The sequence below is a fragment of the Rosenbergiella collisarenosi genome (assembly GCF_018494085.1).
In the GTDB taxonomy this organism is placed as follows: domain Bacteria; phylum Pseudomonadota; class Gammaproteobacteria; order Enterobacterales; family Enterobacteriaceae; genus Rosenbergiella; species Rosenbergiella collisarenosi.
The window spans coordinates 288113-302715 of the sequence record NZ_JABBFP010000003.1 but is presented as its reverse complement, the minus strand read 5'-3'; the positions used below and the strand labels follow the sequence as shown (position 1 = coordinate 302715).

General features: G+C 45.0%; 18 protein-coding genes. 17 read left to right on the top strand and 1 reads right to left on the bottom strand.

From position 1 onward, the window contains the following. Positions 1-35: 35 nt before the first annotated feature. The 17 genes from HGT70_RS07215 to HGT70_RS07135 all read left to right on the top strand — a co-directional run bounded on the left by HGT70_RS07215 (position 36) and on the right by HGT70_RS07135 (position 12683). The gene (locus HGT70_RS07215; protein ID WP_214195419.1) at positions 36-386 is read left to right on the top strand and encodes a DUF2190 family protein; all 351 of its coding nucleotides are present in this window, start codon (positions 36-38) and stop codon (positions 384-386) included. After that, entirely contained in the window at positions 386-745 is a 360-nt protein-coding gene (locus HGT70_RS07210; RefSeq protein WP_214195418.1) for a head-tail joining protein, read from the top strand. Before HGT70_RS07215 ends, HGT70_RS07210 begins: the two co-directional genes overlap by 1 nt. A gap of 1 nt (position 746) precedes the next feature. Beyond that, positions 747-1403, top strand: a complete 657-nt coding sequence (locus HGT70_RS07205; protein WP_214195417.1) for a hypothetical protein — start codon at positions 747-749, stop codon at positions 1401-1403. Between the two features lie 12 nt (positions 1404-1415). Continuing rightward, entirely contained in the window at positions 1416-1955 is a 540-nt protein-coding gene (locus tag HGT70_RS07200) for a hypothetical protein (protein ID WP_214195416.1), read from the top strand. Beyond that, positions 1948-2565, top strand: a complete 618-nt coding sequence (locus HGT70_RS07195) for a phage baseplate assembly protein V (RefSeq protein WP_214195415.1) — start codon at positions 1948-1950, stop codon at positions 2563-2565. The genes HGT70_RS07200 and HGT70_RS07195 overlap by 8 nt, the downstream gene beginning before the upstream one ends. Before the next feature lie 36 nt (positions 2566-2601). Then, entirely contained in the window at positions 2602-4065 is a 1464-nt protein-coding gene (locus HGT70_RS07190; protein WP_214195414.1) for a phage tail sheath C-terminal domain-containing protein, read from the top strand. After that, positions 4065-4571 (top strand): phage major tail tube protein, encoded by a 507-nt coding sequence (locus HGT70_RS07185; protein ID WP_214195413.1) that lies wholly within the window; start codon positions 4065-4067, stop codon positions 4569-4571. The genes HGT70_RS07190 and HGT70_RS07185 overlap by 1 nt, the downstream gene beginning before the upstream one ends. A gap of 54 nt (positions 4572-4625) precedes the next feature. Next, positions 4626-4931 carry a phage tail assembly protein gene (locus tag HGT70_RS07180; RefSeq protein WP_214195412.1) on the top strand — a complete coding sequence of 102 codons (306 nt, stop codon included), beginning with the start codon at positions 4626-4628 and terminating at the stop codon, positions 4929-4931. Between the two features lie 93 nt (positions 4932-5024). After that, on the top strand, positions 5025-6806 hold the full coding sequence (locus HGT70_RS07175; RefSeq protein ID WP_214195411.1) for a hypothetical protein: 1782 nt from the start codon (positions 5025-5027) through the stop codon (positions 6804-6806). Next, positions 6806-7279, top strand: a complete 474-nt coding sequence (locus HGT70_RS07170) for a phage tail protein (RefSeq protein ID WP_214195410.1) — start codon at positions 6806-6808, stop codon at positions 7277-7279. Before HGT70_RS07175 ends, HGT70_RS07170 begins: the two co-directional genes overlap by 1 nt. Continuing rightward, a complete protein-coding gene (locus HGT70_RS07165) occupies positions 7254-7469 on the top strand; it encodes a tail protein X (RefSeq protein WP_214195409.1) in 216 nt (71 codons plus the stop codon). Before HGT70_RS07170 ends, HGT70_RS07165 begins: the two co-directional genes overlap by 26 nt. After that, positions 7460-8581, top strand: coding sequence for a contractile injection system protein, VgrG/Pvc8 family (locus HGT70_RS07160; RefSeq protein WP_214195408.1), 1122 nt, complete (start codon positions 7460-7462; stop codon positions 8579-8581). The genes HGT70_RS07165 and HGT70_RS07160 overlap by 10 nt, the downstream gene beginning before the upstream one ends. Positions 8582-8615: 34 nt before the next feature. After that, complete coding sequence (locus HGT70_RS07155; protein WP_214195407.1) at positions 8616-8966, top strand: GPW/gp25 family protein; 351 nt, start codon at positions 8616-8618, stop codon at positions 8964-8966. Next, entirely contained in the window at positions 8950-9849 is a 900-nt protein-coding gene (locus HGT70_RS07150) for a baseplate assembly protein (RefSeq protein ID WP_214195406.1), read from the top strand. Before HGT70_RS07155 ends, HGT70_RS07150 begins: the two co-directional genes overlap by 17 nt. 7 nt (positions 9850-9856) lie before the next feature. After that, entirely contained in the window at positions 9857-10408 is a 552-nt protein-coding gene (locus HGT70_RS07145) for a phage tail protein I (RefSeq protein ID WP_214195405.1), read from the top strand. Beyond that, entirely contained in the window at positions 10401-12128 is a 1728-nt protein-coding gene (locus tag HGT70_RS07140; RefSeq protein WP_214195404.1) for a phage tail protein, read from the top strand. The genes HGT70_RS07145 and HGT70_RS07140 overlap by 8 nt, the downstream gene beginning before the upstream one ends. Beyond that, entirely contained in the window at positions 12129-12683 is a 555-nt protein-coding gene (locus tag HGT70_RS07135) for a tail fiber assembly protein (RefSeq protein ID WP_214195403.1), read from the top strand. A gap of 189 nt (positions 12684-12872) precedes the next feature. On the opposite strand, the gene HGT70_RS07130 is transcribed toward HGT70_RS07135, so the two are convergent. Further along, positions 12873-14315, bottom strand: a complete 1443-nt coding sequence (locus HGT70_RS07130; RefSeq protein ID WP_214195402.1) for a hypothetical protein — start codon at positions 14313-14315, stop codon at positions 12873-12875. Positions 14316-14603: the final 288 nt, after the last annotated feature.

The window sequence follows — 14603 nt, the reverse complement described above, 5'->3', positions numbered from 1 at the left end:
GAACGTATCGCCCTATTTCCCTTGGAGGATAAGCTATGGCGAAGAACTATTATCAAGACGGTACAACACTTGATTGGGGTAACAAAACGGATAAAAAAGTCCTATCAGGACAACCGGTAATTGTGGGGAATATCGTAGGGATAGCGCTGGGGAATATAGCTGCCGGCGCAGAAGGTGTACTGAAAATGAGCGGTGTATTCGTCTTGAATGCAATACGTGATGAATCTTGGGCACAGGGAGCGAAACTCTACCTGACTCAAGAAGGGTTATTAACGCTCAAGGCCGATGATGGGGATAAACCCGCTGTGAAGCATGCCTATGCGGGGGTGGCGTGGACTGAGCATAGAGTTGGCGACGACAGTTCGGCTGTTCGGTTGGCCTACTGATGAGCCGTTATGCACAACGGCTAAAGCGAGTAGATTCGATAGTCGATCGTATGTTCGCTGAGACTGAATGTGTGGTGTTAATGATCGGTGGGGAGTGCAGAACGATCACTGCCATATTGGAAAAGCCTGATGGCTTAACCCAGCTTAGTGGCGGTGGAAATATTGAGCATCTCTCTCCAGCACTCAGTGTTCACACCGCGGAGATTGTGGGGCTAATGAAACGTCATGCGGTGATCATCGGTATAGACCGCTATTGGGTGTCACATATCGGTGCGGATGAAATGGGGCGAACACGTCTTACCCTAGCTGTGGGGGATCCAAATCAACCAGTGGCCGATATTACGCAGTGGAGCTCTTGATATGGCCAGAGAACGTCGTTTACAGCGTAACATGCTGGTCGATATTGATACCAAAGCCTTATTAAGTATTGCGGTCGCTGTAGGCGCCAACCATAAACAGTATCGCAGTGCTTATTCACGCGCGCTGCAACGCACAGCGGTAACGCTGCGCAAACAGGCGATGTCCGATATAAAAATGGGTCTGGCGCCGAGAAGTTTAACCATGGTACGTCAGCGTTTATTGTCTTTTCGATACTCGCGTGGGGCAATGTTGGATGAGGCAAAGCTCTGGTTTGGTTTAAATGCCATCAAAGTAAAAGATCTCAAAGGGCGTATTCGAGGACGTATCCGTTCGCATCACACCCTACGCGATCCCAAGACAGGACGTTACAGCCCTGCACGGCGAACCTCTAATTCTGACGTCGGGTTCGACCCTAAGGGCTCGTTACTTGAAAGTGTCTCATTTCCCGATGGTGAGGTCGCACGAGCTCGGCGTGATAACCGGCGAACGGTCGTCATCCGTAATCCGCAAACTCGCCGAACTAAAGAGGCCGAGGTCGATATTTACGCACCTATGCTCGACTACATTGAAGACAATGCATTTTCTGGGGTGATGGAGATTTTTATGCATCACTTTCAGTCTGATATCAAAGGTCGTGTAAAGGGGAAAATCAGTTAATAAGGAGGTGGTATGGCCGATCCTCTCTCACTGGCCGTCTATCATCATGCTGTTATTGAGACATTACGCCAATTACCGTGGGTAGCCGATGCGGATACCTACCCTGAAAATAGAACACAGCTCGTCACGCCAGCGATTTATCTCTCTGTCGATAGTTGGAATCCCTGTAGCAATACCAGCGGACAGCCCAGCGTCACTTTATCCGTTTCACTTTTCATTGTGGTTGATCGTTCCAGTGCCACCATTACCAAACCTGATATTTATATTCGCAGCGCAGCCGCAGACGTAACGCAGTGGTTGGATGGGCAACAATTCGGCTTACCCTACGTAGACGGGGCTGAATTTATATCGGCAGAAGCAGATGCCTTCGACCCTCAATTCGATGATTATCTGGTTTGGCGTATTAACTTTGAACAACAAGCAGCTTTTGGTGCAGATCCGTTTGCACAGTCTGGGTCGTTACTGAAGGGTGTATGGTTAGGAAAAGCCCCCGATATTGGTATGGGACATGTGATGGATTACCGCAAAATTTATGAGGTAGCTGATGAGTAGCGAGGTGGTAGGTGATTTACAGCGGCGCCTTGCGAATATTGTCCGTCGTGGTGTTATTGAGTCGATTAAGCATGGTGACATCCCTAAATGTCGAGTATCGATAGGTGCACTCATTACGGATTGGTTGCCTTTATGCCAGGGTTTTTCGGGACAATACCGGTCTGATGTTAATCCCTGTTGTATCGGTGATGCCGTAACGGTTTTATCCGAAGCGGGGGATTTAAATAATGGTCGGGTGTTTCCTGGTTGGGCCACAGGAAACAGACCTGTGCCACAGGGCAGAGAGTGTGAGCATATTACTGTGTATGAGGACGGTACCGAAGTTCGCTATAACAGAGAGAGTCATGCCCTCACTATCACCCTGGCAGAGGGCGGAACTTATCGTATTGTCGGCAATGGGACCCTCGATGGTCCAGTACAAATTACCGGCAAATTAACAGTTAAAGGTAAAACCGATCTATTGGCCAATACTCATATCGAAGGAAATCTCACAGCATCGGACGAAATCTCTGATGCCAAAGGAAAGATGAGTGCGATACGAACTACCTACAATGGGCACACGCATCGAGAAACCAACAGTACGACGCGAAAGCCTGACCAACAAATGTAGCCCGCGATAGCGGGTTTTTTTATGCCTGGAGAAATTATGTCAGAACTTCATGGTGTTGAAACCATTGAGCTCACTGCCGGTACTATGGCGGTTACCACAATAAAAACGGCAGTGATTGGCTTAGTCGGCACAGCCCCCGATGCCTCATTCGGGACCTGCGCACGGATCACTGTGGGAACGGAACTCCTTGATAACCTATTGTCATTTGAAGCGGATCAGCCTGGGCGTATTGGTAATCAGTACAAAGTGATCGCCGTAGCCGCCGTACCTGACAACAATATGTCTGAACCGATCGAATCGTCGGCAGATTATCACTCAGGGATCCTCACACTGACGCTAGGATGTGATGCCGAGGGTGTGGTGACGGCTAAGGCTTACGAAGTCGTAGCGCTGGTCGCTCAGCTGGCGCATAGCAAAATACGCCTATTACCTACTAACGGGCAGGGAGTAGTGATCCCCTTTAGTGTTGAACTTAGCGGCGGAGAGGATGAACCTTATCCGTTAAATACGGCAGTCGTTATGGTAGGCACAAATCAATTACATCGACTGGGAGAGTCGGGAACACTGAAACAAGCCCTAATGGATATTAACGATCAACGGGCTGCGTTAACGATTGTAGTGCGTGTCGAGCAGGACAATGATAAATCGAGACAACGCGCCGCAATACTTAATGGGATGAGAGTATGGAGCCAGAGTGCATCAGTGACGGACTTAACACCTAGGGTACTGATTGCCACCGGCTTTAGCGAAGACGATGCAGTGGGTAAGGAGCTCGAGGCTCAGGCGAATAAACTGCGTGCGGTCGCTTATGTGGATTGCGCCTCAATGGTATCGGCACAAGAAGTCGTACAACGTCGCCAGTTATACGGCGCGCGCGTGGAATTACTCCGCCCCAGAGTATTTGTCACCGATAAGAATGGTGAGAATCGCTATATGCCTTATTCAGCACGAGCAGCAGGTTTACGCGCGAGGATTGATGTTGAAAAGGGCTGGTGGTGGAGTAAATCAAACCAAGATATCTACAACATTATCGGGGTCGAGCAGGCTGATGAATTTATTCTAGGGGAGCCCAATTGCCAAGCCAATCTTCTGAATATGGAAAACATCAGTACCATCATACGCCGTAACGGATTCAAACATTGGGGTAACCGGCTCTGTACCGTTGATCCGCAATGGCGATTTGAATCAGTGCGCCGTTCAGCTGATGTCATAGAAGACAGCATTCAAGAAACGGTATTGTTGTACAGCGACAGACCCCTCGATCGCGATATCGCAGAGGATATCATTGGGACCATCAACGCTTATATGCGCCAGCTCATTGGGCTAAAAGCTATTTTTGGGGGTGAAGCTTGGCTCGATGAAGAGCTGAATACCCGAGAATCTCTCGCGGCTGGCCAACTGTATATCAATTATGACTTTGGTCCGAAATCGCCGACGGAGCGTATAACCTTACGTGTTCGCGTCAATAAGGATTATGCCATTGAGGAGATGACCAGCTGATGGGAAGCAAAAGCACGTTACGTACCTGGACCTTTTTCGCAAAGGGCATACGTATTCAAGGAGCACATGAATACACTCCACCCGAGTTGAGTATTCAGGTCGCAAACCTTCGCAGCGGGGCACAAGATGCCCCTACGCCGGTAGATGATGGCATGGAGGCGTTAACCTGCCAGGTCAAATTCTGGGGCATTGACACAGATATGCTCGCGCAACTGGGATGTGTTACGGGTCAAAAGTCACGCTTTACCGCCTACGAGGGATACATGAGTAATGGTACCGCGTTGGGCACTACTGAGGAACTCGAAGGATTTATCTCGAAAGTGACTCGAGATGCTCGCTCCGGAGAATCATTGTCAGAAGTCTCGGTTACAGTAGATATAGCACTCAACTACTACAAACAGATGCTGGAAGGACGAGCGCTTATCGAAATAGACACTGAGCGGTTTATTCGTCGGATCAACGGCGTGGATCAGCTAAGCGGGCTGGCCACTAAAATTCGTCTTTAACTAAGTCATTCATATCACTAACGGCCTGAGGGCCGTTTTTTATTGGAGCTGATTATGTACCCAAGTAGTTCGCAAACCATCATCTTGTATACCCCTCTAACACTAGCTAACGGCGCGCAGTTAACCGAAATAGCGTTAAGAGAACCCACCGTTCGTGACCGTATCCTCCGTGAGAAAGATCGGGGTAGCGAGGGAGAAAAAGACGCTCGCATGCTGGCCTTGCTATGCAACATGAACGAGGAGGATATCTATGCCTTAACGGCAGCCGATTACTTACAGCTCGAGGAGGCGTTTAACGTTTTTATGCTACCGCCAAGCAAGCGTCCGAAACAGAGATCCTCAATGGACTCCGCTTCTTAGGCAAGCATTTGCATTTTCCAATGAGTGATTATCTTGAAATGCCCTTTAGCACCTTTAAAGACATTCTGTTAGATGAAGTGGAGGCTATAAAACGTGGCACTAAACCAAAAATTTAAGGCCGTGATTACTTTTGGTGGAAATCTAGATAGCAGTTGGAAACGCTCTACTCAAGGTATCAATAAAGGGATCAAGGATGTTGAAAAGCAAACCCAGAAGCTGACTAAACAGCAACAGACTCTCTCGGCGGAGATCAAAAAAGGTAAACTAGCTGGTAAAAATATCAGCTCACTCAAACGGGACTACAGTACCGTCACGCAAGAGATCAAGAAAACAACGCAAGCTCAAGAGGCTCTTAATCGTAAGTTAAAACGTGCTGAGCAATTTAAGCATATTCAAGGTTTAGGTAAAGGACTCTTCTCTAGAGCTAGCCGGATGGCAGGCGCTCCTATTCCAAGTGGTTTAGCATTAGGTGGCGGTAGTCTCATTGCAAGTGCGCTCGGCACGCTCATTACTCCCGCCATACGTAATGCGAAAACTGCTGAGCGAGCAGGGGTTGCTCAGCGTTATGGTGTAGATGTTGAAACGTTTAATGCCTGGGACACAATAGGCCGGGATTATGGTCTCAACGGGGAAAGCTTTGGTTCTATGTTTGAGGAGTATTTGCAAAAAGCGGGGCAGTACAAACAGACCGGTAAGCAGAGGGGGTTAGAAGAAGCGTTTAAGGCACTAGGCTTTAAAGCAGGCGATTTAGCTGGCCTGAAAGATATGGATCAATTTAATAAAATTATCGAGCGCGCACTGACGTTGGAAGACCCAATGGTCGCCTCCTTTGCCCTCGATAAGCTATTGAGTGGTGAAGCAAGTAAAATCCTCATGCTACTCAAGCAGTCAGGGAAAAGTTATCGTGACGTTATGGAGGAGCAAAAACGTTACCAAATGGTCACCGAGGCCGGTACTCGAGGAGCACAGGAAGGCCAGCAAGCGATATCTAATTTGCAAACGGTGATGTCGTCGGCATTGGATGAAATATCCGGGCAATTAGGCGATCAGCTTTCACCAAAAATTAGAGCGCTGACCGATGATCTCGCTGATTGGTTCCGAAATGGAGGGATCAATAAAATCGTTCATTTTATGAAGAACGAAATGTATCCAAGCGTGCTGAAATTTGGAAGCGGCGTCCTTTTGGTGGGTAAAGTTCTCTATGCTGCGGCGAAAAAACTTTCGTGGTTGTTACCCGACGATAAAGGTAATAAAAAACGCTTATTGCAAGCAGTGGCGACCGGCACTCCATTAAAAATTGCCGAAATTCAAGCCAGAGAGGCAGGGTTGGGTGACTGGTTTGCTCAACGTATTAACTCACCGAAGGTGGTTGATTCCCTGACAAATCAGTGGACTCGAGCCGAAGAGAAGGCAGGATGGCGAGTCACTCGAAATCCCTTCAAAAACGGAGAATTCCAAGAGAGCACAAGTCAGCTATTGCTCGAGTCCATCGATGGTAAATCTAAAAGTGAGCCTTTACCCCTCGGTTGGTTAAGCGAACCCTCCCTAATTCAACCTGAATTATCACCCGCACCTTTCCCTACTCACCATGACAAAACCGCTATTACTGAAGATAACCGCCAAGGGGGGGATAACGATGCTTCCTCAGTAGAAAGAGCTTCTTGGGCGATCTTGATGCAGCATATTACTCAAGCAGAGGGTGCGCCAAAAACTACGGAAATAACGGATCGACGTAAACAGGAATTGAAGATTGAAATCAATGTCAGTGATGAGAAAACCGGTGTGTCGATCGCTGACGAAGTGGTTAATCGAGTCAACGCTGCCGATATTTTTAACGGTAATAACGCGATGTATGACAAGGGAGAGCTATGGTAATGAGCGGATTCTCTGTACCCGCAGCGGTTGAATCTCAGGCAATGACCGCTAAGCGCGCGAGAGCCAGTAATCACTCTAGGGTGATGTTGTTACTCGGTGATTTTGAATTCTCGATTGATATGCTGACTTATAACCAATTAGCGCGCGAGGCCAATTGGCGTTGGAGTGTGCAGGAACGTATAGGGCGCCCAGATCTCTTACAGTACACAGGCAAAACTCGGCGAACAGTGACTCTTCAAGGAGAGGCCCATGCTTTTCTTCACCGTGGTGTGAACGCAATCGATGATCTCTACGAGCTTGCAGATAACGCTACACCGCTATTGTTGGTCAGCGGAGCCGGTGATGTTCTCGGATATTGGGTAGTGGAGAAATTCAGCGACAGTACCACAAGATTTTTACCTGCAGGGGCTCCGCGACATAAAACCTTTTCGATAGGAATTCGACATTATGGTGACGATTTATCAAACCCGTGATGGGGATATGCTAGATGCCATTTGTGCCGAGCGATACGGTTCAGTTCATCTTGGTAAAACACTCGTATTAGTCTTACAAGCCAACCCGGGATTGGCCGATTTAGGCGCAGTCTATGCAGCCGGCGTATCGGTCGTATTACCGGAGCTTCCAGCACAAGCGTCTATCCCGAGTTTCGTGTTATGGGAGTGAAGATTGAAGAAGAGTTCCGACCGGAGTTCAGCATTACTGCAGAAGGAAAGGACATTACTGTTGCAGTCAGACAATGTTTGCAGGAGCTAACCTTAACCGATAATGGCGGTGCTACGGGTAAAGCCGATGAATTGCAGATCACCCTAGTCTCTGAATCGCTGACTTTACCTATAAAGGGTGCGCGCTTGCAGCTGGCCCTCGGATTTAATGGGGAGTTAGTTAACAAAGGGTGGTTCGTGGTAAGTGGCGTCTCGAGCAGTGGCCCACCGCGCAGAATCGTGATTTATGCGACTGCTGCACCGATGAATTCCCAGAAGCACGCCGGCGACGTGCAAAACACTAAAACACGTAGTTGGGATAGTGTCACGCTAGGCGACATTGTGAAAACAGTCGCCTCCGACAATGGTCTATTTCCTAAAGTAACTCATAAATTAACGGATATCGCGATACATCATCTTGATCAGGTGTCGGAATCTGATGCTAATTTCATGACGAGACTTGCCCGAAGTTATAACGCTGTGAGCAAAACTACCGGAGGCTACTGGTTGTTTCTGGAGCAAGGTGCTGCACTAACGGTCAGTGGTAAATTCGTGCCGGAAATAACGTTGCTCCCCAGCCAAGTGACGCATTGGAGCTACAGTGAGGGCCAGAGAGGCGCTACTACCGGTAACACAGTGGCTGGAGATAAAGCAAAGCAAGGAAAAATCGGTGTTAATTACTATGACGAAAAGACCGGCAAAACTGTACTGACCCATACTGAGCATGAAGGGCCCGATCTTGAAAATCCTTACACCCAATCCCACAACGCTCAAGCTGTTCAACAAGCCAATGCGAAAAAAATGCAAGTTAACCGTAATGCACGACGAATGAGTATCTCTGCGCCATGCCGGCCAGCACATTTGCCGTTAACCGCTGAAGCTCGAGTTATGACTCAAGGTTTTGGGGAAAGAGAAGATAGGTCCTGGGTTATTCAGTCAATAATTTATAGTCTGTCCTCAACAGGGTTATCGGTGGTATTTGAGTTAGTGAAAGACATACAGTCGAAAAGCTCGACTAAGAAGAGTCCTACGACAACCACTGGTATTGATTATTTTAGTAAAACGATAAGTTAGCCCGCCTTGGCGGGTTTTTTTTTGAGGAAAATTTATGCAGGGTGTCGATGCTAAAACAGGTAAACGGCTATCGGGGGATGAACATTTACGCCAATCAGTCATTGATATTCTAAGTACCCCTAAAAATAGTCGAGTTCTACTGCGTGAATATGGCTCTGACATTATTGACTTGGTAGATAACCCTCAAGACGAAAGAACACGTATCAAAATCATCTCGGCAACAGCCTCAGCACTAGCAAGGTGGGAGCCTAGACTCAGTGTGAAAAAAATCCAATTAACAGGCATTAGCGAAGGGCACTTTGACTTAACAGTTGAAGGAGTTAATACCGAAACTGGCCAGCAGGTCGTATTTGAGAGGTTAACTATTTATGGCCATCAGTCCTAATCTTATCGATCTTTCCGCCGTGCCGGTACCCGATGCGGTTCAAATCCCAGACGCTCAACATATTTTCGATAATTGGCTCAATAAATTGCGGAGTCTCGATACCATCTATGATGCATTAGTCGAGTCAGATCCTGTTTTTAAGCAAGGCGAAGCAAATACTTATCAAACGGTTCTTATACTGCAGCGCATTAATGATGCGGTCAGAGGAGTATTGCTCGCGAGTGCAACGGGAGCTGATTTGGACCAAATAGGGGCTGGATTTAATGTGTTGCGTAAAGTTATCACTCCTGCAGATCTTAATACTATCCCTCCCACAGCCGCGGTTATGCAAGATGACGAAGAATATCGAGCGCAAATACAGCTTTCGTGGTCACAGTTGAGTACAGCAGGTGCCAGAAATGCCTACCGTTTCTATGCTAAGTCAGCCGATCCAGAAATTTTGGATGTTGAAGCTTATGGACCTAAAGTTCATGGCCGGCCAGGAGAAGTCGATATTTATGTTCTTTCCCGGGCGGGTAACGGTGTTGCCTCCCCACAATTATTAGAAAAGGTTCTTCAAAAATTAAATGAAGATGAAACTAGACCCCTGACAGATTTTGTTTCGGTGAAGAGTGCCAATATTGAGGAGTTCGAGGTCGAAGCGAAGCTCGATATTCCTGATGGACCTGATGCCAAGACAATTTTAGAGTCAGCAAAAAAGGCTCTTGAAGGCTATGTTGCGAAACTTCACCACATTGGTGGTGTGGTCCCCCTTTCAGGTATCTATCGCGCATTACATCAACCTGGTGTGAGTCGTGTTCATCTAACCCAGCCTACCTCAGATAACGAAACTCAGCTTGGTACGGCTCCTTATTGTCGGGCAATTTATTTATCATCTTCGTGAGGTGTTAATGTATAAAACCTTACTCCCTCCCAATGCGACAGTGACTGAACGCGCGCTCGAACAAGCAAATGCGGAACAGATCCTCACCATTCCAATTCCTATCAAACAAGCTAAGGATCCAGCCAGTTGTCCGGCTCATTTACTGCCTTGGCTCGCTTGGGAATACGCGGTGGATTATTGGGATCCTAACTGGGAAGAACATCAAAAAAGGCAGGTTATCGCAGATGCTGCCTACGTTCATCAACATAGGGGAACCGCAGGGGCGGTCAGACGTTCGCTAAGTGCCATAGGACTACCGACCACAATTGTAGAATGGTGGCAGGATACACCACGACAACTTCCCTACACATTTCGAATTGAAGTGTATAGCACTGAAGCAGTAACTGCGGAGTTATATGAAACCATTCACAGCCTCTCTGAAAGAGCCACTAATCTGCGTAGCAGCTTAAGCAATATTAGCGTTATTACTGACGTGGGGTCCGAGGGGGTGTTTTATATTTCTGGGGCTGTAACTACGCATATCGACATTGATATTTATGCAGGAGACTCGCATGGATGACTTCTATAGCATTATTACTAACCTAGGGAAAAAGCTCGAAATTGAGGCATTAGCGAGTGACTCAACAATTCGGCTCACCCAGTTTGTCATCGGCGATGCGAGCGGGAAGGCGATAGCCCCTAATGCAGCACAGACCGCACTTATCAATGAAAAGTACCGAGGAGATATCTCGGCTCTTGTGCAGTCTTCAGATCAGCAATCGCAACTTATGGCCAAGCTTGTTTTGCCACCGGAGATCGGAGGGTTTACCGTTCGTGAAATTGGGCTATTGACCAATAGTGGTGAACTCTATGCTTTGGCCAATTGCGCGGCAATAGAAAAGCCTAAGGGTGGGGTGAGTGTCCATATTCAGTTTCGATTAGCGGTTTCCGAGACGGCGAATATTTCGTTGAATGTGGCAACCGGTGAAGGTTTATTTCTCCGTATTGATCAAGCATTAGAGGAATTAGCTGTACAAGGGCCAGAGACTCAGCAAAGGGCTAGGGAAGCACTGGCGGTATTAGAAGGGGAGGTAGGCAAACGCGGTTTAGTCGAGTTGAGTAATACGATCGATGAAGCAGATGATAAAACAGCCGCTACGCCTAAAGCATTAAGCTCAGTAAAGTCCGTAGCGGATGCAGCGGCCAAATCGGTGAATGACAAGAAACCCGATCCAAAAGGTAATATCCAGCTAGGAAGCGCGGCTGATGCTGAATTAATCGAGTCGGAAGAGACAAGCGCTAAAGGACAGGTGCTTACTGTGGGAGATTTCGGGTTAGGGCTAAAACAAAGTCAGCCGATCTCGATAGATTTTAATACTTATGTGTTTCATAACGGCGCGCATATTCTGCTTGATGTGAGTAACTGCCGAAATGTCCCGCATATCTTAACCGGTGGGCACCTTTACGCATTATGTATAGGTAACGATCACGAACAACGTAGCTGCACTGTTTTATTTATTGATAAAGCAAATATGGCCCGTATTTATATTGGTCTTCGTTCGAGCAAAACTAATGGTTGGAAACTCCTAACGATCGCCAATCAGGATTATGTAAAAAATTATCTCCCCCTGATTGGAGGCAATATAACAGGTGACCTATCTATTTCGGGAACTCACACCGTCAGTGGTCGAAGTTATATTGAGAAATCCGGAGTAGGGTTAGTTTTTGATAATCAGCGTCAGACTAATGGTTTAAGGGTTACGGGCTATGGAAACCTGAAAGCTGATATTTTTCACCTAGAAAATATTGGGCATTACCATTGCTTGGGGATCCACGTAGCAAATGGTGGGGCGACCGGTTGGTTTGAGTTTCGCAATAACGGCGAATTCGTTGCGAACGGCAGTGGGTACTTCGGCGGAAACGTAGTTCTCAACTACGGTGGTCAAAGTCATAGCCTTCAATCAAATGGGGATATTGTAGAAACTCAAGGAAGGGGAAGTGTATTTCGCGCATTTTGGAACGCTACTACCTTACAACAAGCGCTTCAGCACATCACTAACAGAGCGAACGATGCATGGAACAAGAGTCACGATGCACAGGTGAATCGTGTCCAAGATATTAGACTATCAGGCATCGCTTACCTGTACGCCGGCAGGAATACTGGGAGAAGCATAGTTCCTGAAGGTGCCGTTTTCATTGGTTGTGATGTACAGGGTGAATGGGACAATAACGAAGGATTTTACTATAGCTATATTCAAAAATTTATAAATGGAAATTGGGTAACCGTAGGACGCGCTTAAATGAAATTACTCACTATCAAAAACTTCGAAAAAGTACACCCAAGTACACCTGAGCAGTTAAGCCTCTCCGAGGAATGTGGGGTAATTTACCTACAATCGGCAGATGGCCAAGATTGGTATGAATGCCAAAAGAGATTTAGGCAAGATACAATGAAGTTGTGCTTTGACGCAAACAACGTCATCCGCATGATCACCCGTGCAGAAACAGGTAATGACGTGTCCAGTCTCTGGCCAGAAGGCATGAGTGTAACCGAGCTAAAAGATACCCCACAAAATCGCCGTGCTGATATTACGGGGGGGTGGATCTACGTTGATGAAAAAGTTGTGGAAAGAGAGCTAAGCGATACAGATCGTCTCGAGCGAGCCACCGACCAGCAGAGAAAATTAATCAAAATCGCCGCAGAGAAAATAGCGCCGTTACAAGATGCCCTAGATCTAGAAATAGCGACTGAAGAAGAGACACAGAGATTGAAAGAGTGGAAAAGGTATCGAGTAATGCTTAGCCGGGTAGAGCTTAATACTGATGCAGTGATATGGCCAGAACAACCTGTTTAAGTCATACTTATCCCCAAACTTCGACCTCTGACACCCCATAATGGAGAGTTATATGTTTATAATCACTATCTTCGGTATGAAAAGTTAGCAATGAGTAATAACTCATAGCTAAAAAGAGGTGATTGACTGAAATATGAACATATAACTTCCCCTTTTAGTTAATGGTAATTTTTAATACATATGTATGATTTATCCTCTTTTGAACTTCCATCGAAGAGCCAATCCAGAGAGAGCTAAAAGAGAGACTGAAAAAATACTATTAACTAGGCTAATAAGAATTAGAGCAATGTGTGTTCCAGGGGCTCCATCAGATACCATATTATTGTTTCTGAGTAAGTCGAAAGGAAGGAAGGTTTGTTTTAACGCCATGATAAATGATTGTGTTATTAACTTCCAGTCTAAAGGTAGATTAATCGATAGTGTAGTAGAGTTAACCATTGAGTAAATGATGGTGAATAATGGTATTGAGGTTAATAAAATAAACAGTGGTGTACGATAATTAGTGCCGTAATCTGACAGTATATAATATAAATAACTTACACTAAGGTATTTTTTTGTTTTTGTTTTAGAGTTAAGTAGGCTTTCTTGCTCCAGAGAGAAAAACATACCTTCAAGATCACGGTTTCTCTGTGACTCCATAATGAATCTTAATGCGCGATAACGTGATGCATCATTCACACCATTTTTCCCTATGAAATATTTTCTATCGGGAATTATACTTCCTTCTGGTATATTTGAACCATGTATTATAGGTGGGGTATGAAAATAAGTATTAGAAAAATCAATTTCATGGATTAACTCTCTATTTTTTAAGTTCAACTTTTGTACGCATGAATCGGTTATTCTCATATTGTATATTGTATTTTTTTTATTTGAATTATCGTCGATAGTTGATAACTCCAGTACTCCAATATCTGAGTTTTCTATTTCAACCTCTTTTAATTCGATCGAAAAAAATGAAAAAGTAAAATTTTTTAAATTTGAGTTTGATATAAATAGAGATTTTACAATAACTATGTTACTGGCATTAAAAAACGCACTATTATAATTGTCTATCTCATCTGAAGAACTGCAATTTTGTATAGTTAAAACAACTGGGCTTGGTGAGTTTATAAAAATTTCACTGTTACGGTGGAACTTGCATTCCTTGAAAACTAATTGATGATCTCCATCTGTTTCTGCTGAGTTTATTTTTAATTTTTTTTTGAAATTAACTCTTGTAAAAAAAGGTGGCTGGGCTATATTGCAAGTTAGATAATCGATAGTACAATCTTCTATAAAAGGTGAGAGTGAATCGAAAGGATCATGACCGTAGTTTTCTACAATATTAAATTCAGTACAATGGATATTTTGTATTGTTACATTTCCTGTAAAGAATTTTTTTTTACAATTCCTTATTGAAAAACTCCTGCCGTAATTTAAATTTGATATTTTAGTTTGGGTTTTAAATGAGCAACCATCTAATTTAAAAGAACTTACAGCGTCAGGGATTTCAAATTCATCCAAGCATATCGATGAGTCTTTAATTGTTAATTTAATATCGTCTAGGCCATATAGGAATGACTTGATTTTTTCGTAAACATCATCAGTTACATCGTCATTTATAAATAATTCGTTATTACTAATTTTCATTATCTTTAAGGTATGTTTATTTAAATATTTAATTATATCAAGATCGCAGTCAAATGATAGTGATTTTGCGAAGAAAAATCTCCAAAGATTACCTTTTAGTCTGTCAATAGTAATATCTTAATTGATATTTTTCATTAGCATAGACATGCTGAGAGCTATTAAAATTATTTCTAACTGCGGTCAGTATTTCACAACCATAAAAATTACAAAGTAATAGTACTATTCTGTAAACTTTTCATACAATTATGTGTCCCCAAAACGAAAATAACCAATCATCTTTTCATAGGC

Excerpts from the sequence above, each read along its gene's own strand:
- HGT70_RS07210 (WP_214195418.1), top strand. The coding sequence starts at position 386 with ATGAGCCGTTATGCACAACGGCTAAAGCGAGTAGATTCGATAGTCGAT.
- HGT70_RS07150 (WP_214195406.1), top strand. The coding sequence starts at position 8,950 with ATGGCCATCAGTCCTAATCTTATCGATCTTTCCGCCGTGCCGGTACCC.
- HGT70_RS07135 (WP_214195403.1), top strand. The coding sequence starts at position 12,129 with ATGAAATTACTCACTATCAAAAACTTCGAAAAAGTACACCCAAGTACA.
- HGT70_RS07170 (WP_214195410.1), top strand. The coding sequence starts at position 6,806 with ATGAGCGGATTCTCTGTACCCGCAGCGGTTGAATCTCAGGCAATGACC.
- HGT70_RS07185 (WP_214195413.1), top strand. The coding sequence starts at position 4,065 with ATGGGAAGCAAAAGCACGTTACGTACCTGGACCTTTTTCGCAAAGGGC.
- HGT70_RS07145 (WP_214195405.1), top strand. The coding sequence starts at position 9,857 with ATGTATAAAACCTTACTCCCTCCCAATGCGACAGTGACTGAACGCGCG.
- HGT70_RS07215 (WP_214195419.1), top strand. The coding sequence starts at position 36 with ATGGCGAAGAACTATTATCAAGACGGTACAACACTTGATTGGGGTAAC.
- HGT70_RS07180 (WP_214195412.1), top strand. The coding sequence starts at position 4,626 with ATGTACCCAAGTAGTTCGCAAACCATCATCTTGTATACCCCTCTAACA.
- HGT70_RS07130 (WP_214195402.1), bottom strand. The coding sequence starts at position 14,315 with ATGAAAATTAGTAATAACGAATTATTTATAAATGACGATGTAACTGAT.
- HGT70_RS07155 (WP_214195407.1), top strand. The coding sequence starts at position 8,616 with ATGCAGGGTGTCGATGCTAAAACAGGTAAACGGCTATCGGGGGATGAA.
- HGT70_RS07195 (WP_214195415.1), top strand. The coding sequence starts at position 1,948 with ATGAGTAGCGAGGTGGTAGGTGATTTACAGCGGCGCCTTGCGAATATT.
- HGT70_RS07165 (WP_214195409.1), top strand. The coding sequence starts at position 7,254 with ATGGTGACGATTTATCAAACCCGTGATGGGGATATGCTAGATGCCATT.
- HGT70_RS07140 (WP_214195404.1), top strand. The coding sequence starts at position 10,401 with ATGGATGACTTCTATAGCATTATTACTAACCTAGGGAAAAAGCTCGAA.
- HGT70_RS07160 (WP_214195408.1), top strand. The coding sequence starts at position 7,460 with ATGGGAGTGAAGATTGAAGAAGAGTTCCGACCGGAGTTCAGCATTACT.
- HGT70_RS07190 (WP_214195414.1), top strand. The coding sequence starts at position 2,602 with ATGTCAGAACTTCATGGTGTTGAAACCATTGAGCTCACTGCCGGTACT.
- HGT70_RS07200 (WP_214195416.1), top strand. The coding sequence starts at position 1,416 with ATGGCCGATCCTCTCTCACTGGCCGTCTATCATCATGCTGTTATTGAG.
- HGT70_RS07205 (WP_214195417.1), top strand. The coding sequence starts at position 747 with ATGGCCAGAGAACGTCGTTTACAGCGTAACATGCTGGTCGATATTGAT.